Annotated in this window: 8 protein-coding genes; 2 read left to right on the top strand and 6 right to left on the bottom strand. The window is 54.8% G+C overall.

The annotated features are described in order from the left end of the window. Positions 1 to 5 precede the first annotated feature (5 nt). The 3 genes from ACQKDS_RS05150 to putP all read right to left on the bottom strand — a co-directional run bounded on the left by ACQKDS_RS05150 (position 6) and on the right by putP (position 4,562). Positions 6 to 1,265, bottom strand: coding sequence for a CmpA/NrtA family ABC transporter substrate-binding protein (locus ACQKDS_RS05150; protein ID WP_399666517.1), 1,260 nt, complete (start codon positions 1,263 to 1,265; stop codon positions 6 to 8). Positions 1,266 to 1,586: 321 nt separating this feature from the next. Next, a complete protein-coding gene (locus ACQKDS_RS05145) occupies positions 1,587 to 2,864 on the bottom strand; it encodes a nitrate- and nitrite sensing domain-containing protein (protein ID WP_399666519.1) in 1,278 nt (425 codons plus the stop codon). A gap of 213 nt (positions 2,865 to 3,077) precedes the next feature. Next, positions 3,078 to 4,562 carry a sodium/proline symporter PutP gene (gene putP / locus ACQKDS_RS05140; protein ID WP_399666522.1) on the bottom strand — a complete coding sequence of 495 codons (1,485 nt, stop codon included), beginning with the start codon at positions 4,560 to 4,562 and terminating at the stop codon, positions 3,078 to 3,080. Positions 4,563 to 5,117: 555 nt separating this feature from the next. Here putP and putA point away from each other — a divergent pair. Then, on the top strand, positions 5,118 to 9,086 hold the full coding sequence (gene putA, locus ACQKDS_RS05135) for a trifunctional transcriptional regulator/proline dehydrogenase/L-glutamate gamma-semialdehyde dehydrogenase (protein WP_399666524.1): 3,969 nt from the start codon (positions 5,118 to 5,120) through the stop codon (positions 9,084 to 9,086). Positions 9,087 to 9,432: 346 nt separating this feature from the next. Further along, positions 9,433 to 9,885, top strand: a complete 453-nt coding sequence (locus ACQKDS_RS05130) for a transposase (protein WP_399666528.1) — start codon at positions 9,433 to 9,435, stop codon at positions 9,883 to 9,885. Positions 9,886 to 10,377: 492 nt separating this feature from the next. Here ACQKDS_RS05130 and tcyN read toward each other — a convergent pair whose 3' ends face one another. The 3 genes from tcyN to tcyJ are packed head-to-tail and all read right to left on the bottom strand — an operon-like array spanning position 10,378 to position 12,597. Beyond that, complete coding sequence (gene tcyN, locus ACQKDS_RS05125; protein ID WP_399666531.1) at positions 10,378 to 11,130, bottom strand: L-cystine ABC transporter ATP-binding protein TcyN; 753 nt, start codon at positions 11,128 to 11,130, stop codon at positions 10,378 to 10,380. 4 nt (positions 11,131 to 11,134) lie between these two features. Then, positions 11,135 to 11,797, bottom strand: coding sequence for a cystine ABC transporter permease (gene tcyL / locus ACQKDS_RS05120; protein ID WP_399666533.1), 663 nt, complete (start codon positions 11,795 to 11,797; stop codon positions 11,135 to 11,137). Then, entirely contained in the window at positions 11,797 to 12,597 is an 801-nt protein-coding gene (gene tcyJ / locus ACQKDS_RS05115; RefSeq protein WP_399666536.1) for a cystine ABC transporter substrate-binding protein, read from the bottom strand. The genes tcyL and tcyJ overlap by 1 nt, the downstream gene beginning before the upstream one ends. Positions 12,598 to 12,773: the final 176 nt, after the last annotated feature.

Raw genomic sequence — 12,773 nt, 5'->3', positions numbered from 1 at the left:
ACCTCTCAACGTTTAACCGTGAAACTGTTGGCATACTCCGCCGGATTGCTTCCGTCCCAGCGTTTGCCATCAATCAGGGTGCTGGCGCGCATGTCGCTCGCCGGCAAATTGACGCCGCCGACGGCGGTCGCCGCCTGACGGTAGATATCGATACGGTTGATCTGTTTCGCCACCGCCAGATAATCCGGCTCGGCAGGCAGCAGCCCCCAACGTTGTTGCTGCGTCAAGAACCACATGCCATCAGACAAATACGGGAAACTGACTTCGCCATCGTGGAAAAAGCGCATGGCGTGGGCATCCTGCCAAGTGTTACCCAAACCGTTTTCATAGTTGCCCAGCATACGGCCGGTGATGATCGCCGGTTTGGTATTGATATAAGCCCGCCCGGCCACCACCTGTGCCGTTTCCTCACGGTTGGCCGCGGAACTGTCGATCCAGCGTGCGGCATCCAGCACGGCGGCGGTCAACGCCCGCGCACTGTTCGGATGGGCGCTAACCCAAGACCCGGTGGTGCCCAACACTTTCTCCGGGTGATCCGGCCAGATTTGTTGTGAGGTAACGGCGGTAAAGCCAATATTTTCGGCAATCGCACGCTGGTTCCACGGTTCGCCGACGCAGAAGCCACTCATATTGCCGATCTTCATGTTCATCACCATCTGCGGCGGCGGAACAACCACGTTGCGAATGTCATCAAACGGGTGGATACCGGCGTTAGCCAGCCAGTAATAGAGCCACATCGCGTGGGTGCCGGTCGGGAAGGTTTGCGCGAAGGTATAGGTTCCTTTCGCACTGGCATCGATGTGTTGTTTTAATGCGGCGGCATCCGTTACCCCTGCCCGTTTAAATTGATTGGATAAGGTGATCGCCTGCCCATTGTTGTTGATGGTCATCAACACTGCCATATCGCGTTGCGGCCCGGCGACGCCAAGTTGCAGACCATAAATCATGCCGTACAACACATGCGCTGCGTCCAGCTCACCGGACAACAGTTTGTCGCGCATCGCCGCCCAACTGGCTTCCTTGCTGGGAATGATTTTGATGCCATATTTTTCATCGAACTTTTTCACCGCCGCCATCACCACCGAGGCGCAGTCGGTCAGCGGAATAAAACCGACGCGAAGTTCCTTTTTCTCCGGCGCGTCAGAACCCGCGGCCCACGCGGCATTCATCATCCCCGGCAGCATCATACCGCCGCCCAACGCCGCGCTACCCAGCAAAAAACGGCGGCGCGACAGGGTCAACCCAGACTGTTTGGTGTGCGTCATCAGCAAATCCTTATTGGGGAGCAAAAACAAAAAAAGCGCCCGTTCAACAGACTCCCCCATAAGGAGAACATGCTGAAAGGACGCCTTTATCCACCTAACCCAAGGCGTGGACCCTGAGTTACATTGCTACTGACTGAACCGCCATTGGCCCAGTGCTCTTTTTACGTTTACACGCTAAACCAATGCAGCTTACGTGCCAGGTTGGTAAATGCCGGATAATGCCGCGAATTGCCTCTTTAGAGCCGCACCACAGCACGTCGCTGCACAACCGAGACGCATTACTTGCACTGACGGTGTGCATATACGTCTAAAGAGGTAAGGCTAATTCCCCGGCAAAATATCCGCCACCGACAACATGGCGCGGGCGATGTCCACCATACGCTTATTCTGATCCATCGCCATTTTACGCAACAATTGATGTGCACGCGGTTCGGTCATCCCACGGTGCTGAATCAGCAGATGTTTAGCGCGTTCAATGTCGCGTCGTTCCTCAAGCGTGGCCCGGGTGGCCGCCAACTCTGCCGACAACGCTTGCAGCCGCTGCGACTGCTGTTGCAGCATGTCGATCATGGCGCGCCCCAAATGCGGATTGATACTATCACCGGGCAACGGGGTGCCCATGTCCTGCGGCGTCGCGACAAATACCGCATAACCCTGCGTCAACGCGGCGCCTTCCGCAGTTGGCCACGCCATGTCCGTTTGTGCCAACGCCGTTTTAGCCGCGTCCAGGCTATCTCGACACGCCACCATCACCGCCGCCGCCAGCCGATCTTCAATATGCTTCATCAGGTCAATGCGGGCAGTGGTAAGGTCAAACCAAAACAGACTGGTGTCGTTGCCGTCGGTCGGCTGTTGCTGGGTACAGGCAATGCGCCGTAGCCGTTCGAATTCGCGATCGTCGCGATCGCACAGACGCTGCCATTGTGCTAACGACAGCGGATCGGCAAACTCGCTAAAACATTGGAAGCAACGGTCTTGCCCTTCGATTAACTGCAATAATTGTTGGCGCGCGTCGTCGCTGAAACACTGCGTAGCAAAACCGACGGCGCCAATCGCCCGCTCCTGCCCGGCCAATTCTTTGCCTTGCATAAAACTGAACATCGCGATCAGCCGACGCGCAATCAGCGGATCGACACAGGCCTCCGCCGTTTCAAACACCAACGCCAGCAAGCTGCGAATAATATCGTTAAAAGTATTCATGGCCTGCGACGGGGAAATTTGCCGCTGTTGGGTCTGGCGGCGCAGGGGCGACAACTGGGTAAGATGATGCAGAGCACAGGCGATACGGCTGAGTAGGCGGCTGGCACTGGCTAACGGCGCACTGGCCGTATCCAACGGAGCCAATTGCCGTTGTACCGCCAATTCGGCCTGTTGCACATCACGCGCGCGTGCCGCCAACTGTTCACCAAACAGCGCGCCGTTGGAGCACAAAAAAAGATTCACCGTGCCGCGCTCACGTTGTAAGAGGTGGATCAGTTGGCTGACGCACCCCACCAATTGCCCCATTTGCAGCAACTGTTGCAGCTCGGTAATTTCACCGCGTTTTGATGCCAGCAGAAAATGGCTGGCGCTGGGTGGGAAAACGACGTTGCGACTCATGATGCGGCTTCCAGATAGCAAGACTTAAGCCGTACTTGCAAAAGCCGTGCCGATGGCGCGTTTGAATCGGCAGGATACCGCGTGGGATAAGCCGACTGCCGATACAAAAAACGGCCCCCCAAAGGAAGCCGTTCATCATGATTATGACGTCACTCTCCGCCTGCTAAACGGGGGCCGGGCATGCCAGCCCCGTCTGATATGCGTCACCGGAGATTAAACCGTTTTGAATTCTGCTTCAGCTTTGTCGAAACGCTCGGTCATGGTGGCAGAAGGCGCACGCCCCATCAGGCTGACCAACACAATGGCGAGGCTGGCAAACAGGAAGCCAGGGATAATTTCATACAGATCCAGCCAAGCGTACTGTTTCCAGACGATGACCGTCACCGCGCCCACCAGCATACCGGCTAACGCGCCATTACGGGTCATCCGCGACCACATGACCGAAATCAGAACCACCGGGCCAAACGCCGCGCCAAACCCAGCCCAAGCATAGCTCACCAGACCCAATACACGGTTGTCAGGATCGGCAGCCAGTGCGATAGCGATCAGCGCTACCACCAACACCATGAGGCGCCCAACCCATACCAACTCGCGTTGGCTGGCCTCTTTACGCAAGAACGCTTTGTAAAGATCTTCGGTAATGGCGCTGGAGCACACCAGCAATTGGCAACTCAGGGTACTCATTACCGCCGCCAAAATCGCCGACATCAACACACCGGCCACCCACGGGTTAAACAAAATCACCGCTAACTCGATGAACACCCGCTCGCTGTTTTGTGAGACACCGGCGGCCTGATCCGGGTTATCGGTAAAGTAGGCAATCCCGAAGAAGCCCACGGCGACGGTGCCGAGCAGGCACAGCGTCATCCACGCCATACTGATACGGCGTGCGCTACGAATGGTGCGGTGTGAGTCTGCCGCCATAAAACGCGCCAGAATATGCGGCTGACCAAAGTAACCCAATCCCCATCCCAACAGTGACAGAATGGCGACCAGATTCAGCCCCTTAAACATGTCCACATTGGCAGGGTTGTTAGCCTCAATCGCCAAGAATGAAGTATCAATCCCGCCAACCGCCAAGATCACGAACACCGGCGTTAAAATTAGCGCAAAGAACATCAGACTGGCCTGTACGGTATCGGTCCAACTGACCGCCAGGAACCCACCGATGAAAGTATACAGAATGGTCGCGGCGGCGCCGGCCCACAACGCAGTGCCGTAACTCATGCCAAAGGTGCTTTCAAACAGGCGCGCCCCAGCGACAATGCCGGATGCACAATAGATAGTGAAGAACACTAAGATCACAATGGCCGAGATCACCCGCAGTAGCTTGCTGTTATCTTCAAAGCGGCTGGTGAAATAATCTGGCAGCGTCAGCGCATTATTGTTGGCTTCGGTGTGCACGCGTAGACGCCCCGCCACCAGCTTCCAGTTAAGATAGGCACCGATGGTCAGGCCAATGGCGATCCAGCTCTCGGAAATCCCCGACAGATAAATAGCGCCGGGTAAACCCATCAGCAACCAGCCACTCATGTCGGAGGCGCCGGCAGACAACGCAGTCACCACACTGCCTAGTTTTCGCCCACCAAGAATGTAATCATCAAAGTTTTTCGTTGCCCGGTAGGCAAGCAAGCCGATCAGCACCGTCCCGAAAATATACACCAGGAAGGTCACCAGCATAGGTGTGCTTATTGTCATTCCACTCTCCACTCTTTCGTTATTATTCGCCTGTACCCTGTCTTCCGGTACAGAATCGCGATGTCTTTCTTGTCAAACCACCGGAACGAGGCGGATTGCGCAGGTACTGCGGTTAAATGTGTTGCGGCCTGGTAATATAAAACCGTTGGCTATCCTAGATGACTCTTTCCTAAATCAACAACATTTTTAACAACAAAGTTACACAAAGTTCACCCTACGTCACATTTAATTGCTCGATCGGTTGCACGTTTTTCAGTCAGCGCGGTTGCACCGATGAATATCCGCAGTAGCCATAAGGTTATCCGCGGTTGCACAATTCTTTCCCTTAGGCAGAGCAAGAACCATGCCGCCTCATCATGTTAAAAAATCGAGTTGACTCACAGTTCGGAAATCGGCCTGATTTAACAAGGTTGCACAAAGTTGCAACATGCAGGATATTGTCGGCATTCAAGACAAACCACACACATCTCACGAACCTATCCCAGCAGGCTAAAGTGGCCCAATAATGGAATAGCCTGATGGGATAGGTTCTGGCTAAACAGGAGTTGGATTGGCATGGGCACTACCACAATGGGCGTGAAACTTGACGAAGCAACGCGCGAGCGAATTAAAAGCGCGGCACAGCGTATTGACCGCACACCACACTGGTTAATCAAACAAGCTATTTTTAATTATCTGGAATGCCTTGAGAACGGCGCCGATCTGCCTGAAATTCCAGCCGTAGCAGGCTCAAACCTCAATGATACCGACGAGGTGCCGCAACCACAGGAAGAATCACATCAGCCGTTCCTCGACTTTGCCGAGCAAGTTTTACCCCAATCGGTGAACCGTGCCGCCATCACCGCCGCCTATCGCCGTCCAGAGACGGAAACGGTGCCGGTATTACTTGAACAAGCACGCTTACCCGACGACCTTGCGCAAGCCACCCATAAGCTGGCCTACCGCATTGCCGAGAAGCTGAGAAACCAAAAAAGTGCACACGGGCGCGCCGGCATGGTGCAAGGCCTGCTGCAAGAGTTTTCGCTGTCGTCACAAGAAGGCGTGGCGCTGATGTGCCTGGCCGAAGCCCTGCTGCGTATCCCGGACAAACCAACCCGTGATGCGCTGATTCGTGACAAGATCAGTAATGGCAACTGGCATTCGCACCTTGGCCGCAGCCCATCGTTATTCGTTAACGCGGCGACTTGGGGATTACTGTTTACCGGCAAGCTGGTCTCTACTCATAACGAAGCTAACCTGTCACGCTCGCTGAACCGTATTATCGGCAAGAGCGGCGAGCCATTAATCCGCAAAGGCGTGGATATGGCCATGCGTCTGATGGGCGAACAGTTTGTCACCGGCGAAACCATCGCCGAAGCGTTGGCTAACGCCCGTAAGCTGGAAGACAAAGGTTTCAGCTACTCTTACGATATGTTGGGCGAAGCTGCGCTCACCGAAGCCGATGCGCAAGCGTATCTGGTTTCCTATCAGCAGGCGATTCACGCCATCGGTAAAGCATCGAACGGACGCGGCATCTATGAAGGCCCCGGCATTTCGATCAAACTTTCGGCTCTCCACCCCCGCTACAGCCGCGCCCAGTATGAACGGGTAATGGAAGAGTTGTACCCGCGCCTATTGACCTTGACGCTACAAGCGCGTCAGTACGATATCGGCATCAATATTGACGCAGAAGAAGCGGATCGCCTGGAAATCTCACTCGATTTGCTGGAAAAGTTGTGTTTCGAACCGCAGCTCGCGGGCTGGAACGGTATCGGCTTTGTGATTCAGGCTTATCAAAAACGTTGTCCTTTCGTGATTGATGCGGTGATCGATATCGCACAGCGCAGCCGCCGCCGCCTGATGATCCGGCTGGTAAAAGGCGCTTACTGGGATAGCGAAATCAAACGTGCTCAGGTTGACGGACTGGAGGGATATCCGGTTTATACCCGCAAGGTGTATACCGATGTCTCTTATCTGGCCTGCGCGCGAAAACTGCTGTCGGTGCCGAATCTGATTTACCCGCAATTCGCCACCCATAACGCCCATACGCTGAGCGCCATTTATCATATGGCAGGGAATAACTATTACCCTGGCCAGTACGAGTTCCAATGCCTGCACGGCATGGGGGAACCGCTGTACGAACAGGTCGTCGGTAAAGTCGCAGACGGCAAACTCAACCGCCCATGCCGGGTTTATGCCCCGGTAGGAACCCACGAAACGTTACTGGCCTATCTGGTACGCCGCCTGTTGGAAAACGGTGCCAACACCTCATTCGTCAACCGCATTGCCGATGCCACCCTCTCCCTTGACGACCTGGTGGCCGATCCGGTAAAAGCCGTCGAAGCCTTAGCCGCTGCCGAAGGTGAACTCGGCCTACCTCATCCGCGTATTCCGTTGCCACGCGACCTTTACGGTAATAAACGCGTCAACTCCAGCGGTCTGGATCTGTCGAATGAACAGCGTTTAGCCTCGCTGTCCAGCGCCCTGCTCACCAGCGCCGTACAGCAATGGCGCGCCGAACCGATTATCGATGCAGAAACGGATAGCGGCGTCGAACAACCCATTATCAACCCTGCCGAACCCAACGACATTGTCGGCTATGTGCGTGAAGCAACCGAAGGTGAAGTCAGCCGAGCACTGGACGCCGCTGCGGCCGCAGGCCCTATCTGGTTCGCCACACCGCCCGAAGAGCGCGCCGCCGTTCTTGAGCGTGCGGCCGAACTCATGGAGGGCCAGTTACAAAACCTGTTGGGTATTCTGGTGCGTGAGGCGGGTAAAACCTTCAACAATGCCATCGCAGAAGTACGCGAAGCAGTTGATTTCTTAAATTATTATGCCGGGCAAGTACGCGACGACTTCGCCAATGATAGCCACCGCCCACTCGGCCCGGTGGTGTGTATCAGCCCGTGGAACTTCCCGTTAGCCATCTTTACCGGGCAAATTGCCGCCGCGCTGGCGGCAGGTAACAGCGTGCTGGCAAAACCGGCGGAACAAACGCCGCTAGTAGCTGCAGAGGCGGTACGGATCCTGCTTGAAGCCGGTATTCCACAAGGCGTATTGCAATTACTGCCGGGGCAAGGCGAATCGGTGGGTGCCACACTGGTTAACGACGAGCGCGTTCGCGGCGTGATGTTCACCGGTTCCACCGACGTGGCGGGCATTTTGCAGCGTAGCATCGCCGGCCGTTTAGACCCGCAGGGTCGCCCAACCCCGCTGATTGCCGAAACGGGCGGGCTAAACGCGATGATCGTTGACTCCTCAGCTCTGACTGAGCAGGTGGTCACCGACGTGGTCGCCTCCGCTTTCGACAGCGCCGGGCAACGTTGTTCCGCTTTACGTATCTTGTGTATTCAGGATGATGTCGCAGAACACACCTTGCAAATGCTGCGCGGGGCGATGGCCGAGTGCCGCATGGGCAACCCGGAGCGCCTGTCAACCGACATTGGTCCGGTGATTGATGCCGATGCCAAAACCGGTATCGAGCGCCATATTCAGGCGATGCGCGCCAAGGGGCGCAAAGTTTACCAGACCGCACAGAGCAACGCGCAGGATGAAAAAGAGTGGTCGCGCGGCACCTTCATTAAGCCAACGCTGATCGAGCTAGACAGCTTTGACGAACTGAAAAAGGAGATCTTTGGCCCGGTTCTGCACGTCGTACGCTACAAACGCGCCAACCTGGAAGCGTTGGTCGATCAAATCAACGCAGCCGGTTATGGTCTGACACTCGGTATTCATACGCGTATTGATGAAACCATCGCACGTGTGACGCAGCGCGCCCAAGTCGGCAACCTTTACGTTAACCGCAATATGGTTGGCGCGGTCGTTGGGGTTCAGCCCTTTGGCGGCGAAGGCCTGTCTGGCACCGGCCCCAAAGCGGGCGGCCCGCTGTATTTGTACCGTTTGCTGACACATCGGCCAGATGATGCGGTACAACGTACATTGAGCCGTCAAGATGTCGAGCGTCCACTTGAAGCCACCGCTCGCCCCGCCTTGTTAATGCCGCATCAGGCATTAGAGAAATGGGCGATAGCGGAAAACCTGCGCGATCTGGCGACGCTGGCACAGCGCTATGCCGAGCTTGGCCAAGGCGGAACCGTTCGCCCGTTGCCAGGCCCTACCGGCGAGCGCAACACCTATGCTCTGCTACCGCGTGAGCGGGTACTGTGTTTGGCGGACAATGAAGCCGACACCTTGACCCAACTGGCGGCGGTGTTGGCGGTTGGCAGCCAAGTGCTGTGGGCTGATACACAATTGCAACGAACCCTGTATCGCCGTTTGCCAACCGAAGTACAGGCCCGCATCAGCTTCAGTAAAGAGTGGCAGAACGACAAAGTGATATTCGACGCCGCAATCTACCACGGTGATGCCGACCAGTTGCGTACCCTGTGCGAACAAATGGCGCTGCGCGGTGGCGCCATCGTCTCGGTACAAGGCTTCGCGCATGGCGAAACCAATATTCTGTTGGAACGCCTGTTGGTCGAACGCTCACTCAGCGTGAACACCGCAGCAGCAGGCGGCAACGCCAGCCTGATGTCTATCGGTTAAACGCATCTTACGCATGTTTTAACCCTAGGCCGGGCATGCCCGGCCACTACGGAAACCTCGCTCTCTGGCGGGGTTTTTCATTTCTTGCGACTGGAGGATGGCGTAGGGGCGTGGCATGCCGCGCCCGAGGGTTAAACGTGGGTGATGCAAAACATACAATGCAGGCCGGGCATGCCCGGCCACTACGATGAGCTCATACTGCACAGGATATGGGCAAGCACCCTACACAATCCCGTAGGGGCGTGGCATGCCGCGCCCGGTTTATTGCGCACTATTGCGCATCTGTCATTGATGTTGCTTTTCCCAACCTGTTGCTTCTGCTTTAGTCATGAGCGGAGGCAACACCATGAATAAAACACTGCATCGGAAAAAAATACGCATTCCTCACTACGATTACGCTTCGGCGGGTATTTACTTCATCACGCTATGTACTCTGCATAAAGCACACCTTTTTGGTGCCGTACATCAAGGTGTCATGTCACTCAATCAGCATGGGAAATGGATTAACGATTGCTGGTTAAGGTTATCCGATCATTTCAACGGTACACATTTAGATAGCTACGTCATCATGCCCAATCATATGCATGCGCTGTTACATCTTGTCCCCGGGCATAAGGTGTCCCTTTCCACTATCGTCGGCAGTTTCAAATCGGCCGTCAGTAAACAATTTGGTGCCAAAATATGGCAGCGCGGTTATTGGGATAGAGTAATCCGTTCTGAACGCGAGCTTGAATTAGCACGGCAATACATTATTAATAATCCCGCCAAATGGGGTTCGTATGATGCTGACGATTATTAGTTGGCCGGGCATGCCCGGCCACTACGATGAGATCATACTGCACAGGATATGGGCAAACATCTCACACAATCCCGTAGGGGCGTGGCATGCCGCGCCCGGGGGTTAAACGTGGCTGCATGCAAAACATGGAATGCAGGCCGGGCATGCCCGGCCACTACGATGAACTCATACTGCACAGGATATGGGCAAACACCCTACCCAATCCCGTAGGGGCGTGGCATGCCGCGCCCGGGGGTTAAACGTGGGTGATGCAAAACATACAATGCTGACCGGGCATGCCCGGCCACTACGATGAACTCATACTGCACAGGATGCAGGCAAGCCCCCTACACAATCCCGTAGGGGCGTGACATGCCGCGCCCGGGGGTTAATCGTGGCTGCATGCAAAACATGGAGTGTTGGCCGGGCATGCCCGACCACTACGATGAATCGACACCGGACGGGATGTTGACAAACATCCTACGGGTATGGGGTTGAATCGCCAGGCTTAACCTATTGATTTAAAAATTTATCCAAAAATTGCTGGGTGCGCTGATGCTGCGGATGGGTGAACAACGCCTTTGCAGGCCCTTGCTCAATAATGCGACCGTGATCCATAAAAATAGCGCGATCGGCAACATCACGCGCAAAACTCATTTCATGCGTGACGATCACCATCGTACGTTTCTCTTCCGCCAGCGAACGGATGGTGTTGAGCACCTCGCCCACCAGCTCGGGATCGAGCGCCGACGTCGGTTCATCAAACAAAATGACTTCCGGTTGCATCGCCAATGCCCGGGCAATCGCCACCCGCTGCTGCTGCCCCCCGGACAGGCGTTTAGGGTAAGCAGCTTCTTTGCCATTTAACCCCACCTTAGCCAACAACGCACGGGCACGCTGCTCCGCTGCCGCTTTATCTTCCCCTTTAACGATCACCGGCCCTTCAATAATATTTTCCAACACCGAACGGTGCGGAAACAGGTTAAAGCTCTGGAAGACAAACCCTACCTGCTGGCGTAACGCACGAACCTGATTTTTTTGTTTACCCAGCGACTGCGCCCCATCAATATGGATATCGCCGACGCGGATAGTGCCAGCATCCGGTACTTCCAACAGGTTGATACTGCGCAGTAGGGTCGTTTTACCGGAGCCGCTTGGCCCGATAATCGCTACCACCTCCCCCGCATTCACATCCAGATCAATCCCATGTAGCACCGTCTGGCCGTTGAATTTCTTGACCAAGTTTCTGACTTCAATGGCACTCATGCGGTTATTCCTTATCTTGACGATTAACGTGTGCTTCCAGACGGTTTTGCAAAGCGGAAAGCAGCGTCGCCATCACCCAATAAATCAGTGAGGCGGCCAGATACATGGTGAACACCTCGAGCGTACGTGAGGTGATCAACTGCGCCTGACGGAACAGCTCCGGCACCTGAATAGTCGCTGCCAGCGAAGTATCTTTAACCAAACCGATAAAGCTGTTGCCCAACGGCGGTAACGCGGTGCGCGCCGCCTGCGGTAAGATCACTCGGCGTAAGGTCTGCCACGGCGTCATACCAATACTGGCAGCGGCTTCCCATTGCCCTTTGTCAATCGATGAGATCGCCGCCCGCAGCGTTTCAGACGTGTACGCCGCGGTATTGAACGACAGACCAATCAGCGCTGCCGGAAACGGATCTAGCTCAATACCAAACTGCGGTAATCCGTAGTAAATCATAAACAACTGCGCGATCAGCGGCGTGCCACGAAACAGCGAGACGTAAATGCGCGATAACCATGACAGCGGCCAAAAACGAGAAAGGCGCATCAGCGCCAGCAGAAACCCTAACACCAGCCCTAATGCCATTCCCCCCAGACTCAACTGGAGGGTCAATAGGGCACCCTTCAATAAAAATGGCGCTGAATCCAGCGCCAGTTGAATACTTTCTTGCATTATTTAGTTACGTCCGCGCCAAACCATTTATCAGAGATTTTCGCCAAGGTGCCATCTTTTTGCATCTCTGCAATCGCCTGATCGATGGCGTTCAATAGCTCTGGGTTATTTTTACGCATCGCCACACCGGCTTCCTGATGTGAGAACGCCGGCCCTGCGACCGCCAAGGTATCACCGGTTTTCTTCACCAGATCCAGTGCCGCTAGGCGATCGACCAAAATAACATTGATACGACCAACGCGCAGATCCTGATACTTGGTAGGATCATCGTCATAGGTGCGCACATCAACGCCATGGACATTTTCACGCAACCACTGTTCGTAATTAGTGCCTAAACCAACGCCTACTTTTTTGCCGCTAAGATCTTCAGGTTTAGTGATATCACCTTCATGCCCCTTCTTCACTAGCGCCTGAATACCCGAGACGGTATACGGGGTTGAGAAATCATATTTTTTCTTGCGGTCTTCAGAAATAGTGACCTGATTAATCGCCACATCGATGCGCTTCGATTCCAGCGAAGCCAGCATACCGTCCCATTTGGTTGGGGTCAGCTTGGCCTTCACGCCCATATGCTGCGCCAACGCATGGGCAAAATCGACTTCGAAACCGGTCAATTTGCCATCTTCACCCTGGAAGCTGAACGGCGGATAAGTGCCCTCCAAGCCTACAATCAGTGTTCCGCGCTGTTTAATTTTATCCAGCAGATTTTCCGCCGCATAGGTTTTCACATTAAGGCCTGTGGTCAACACTACGGCCATTACCCCCAGCAGTAATTGGCGTCGAACTTTAGAAAACATCATAAATACCCCGTATTTAGTTTTATATTTTTTGCTGTCAGCACCTTAACAACTCGGCAGACTTGTTGAAGTAATATTACTTAATAAACATAGTTCAAAACGTTATATACCCTAAAATTTCACGTTGCGGCCAATGGCCCGGCACAGCGCAATACGGCGGGAGTGAGCCAGCGCCAATG

This window comes from Serratia sp. NPDC078593 (assembly GCF_050268245.1).
Lineage (GTDB): Bacteria > Pseudomonadota > Gammaproteobacteria > Enterobacterales > Enterobacteriaceae > JBNNGK01.
Note: the sequence above shows the minus strand (reverse complement) of the source record. Positions and strands in the feature narration are given on the sequence as shown.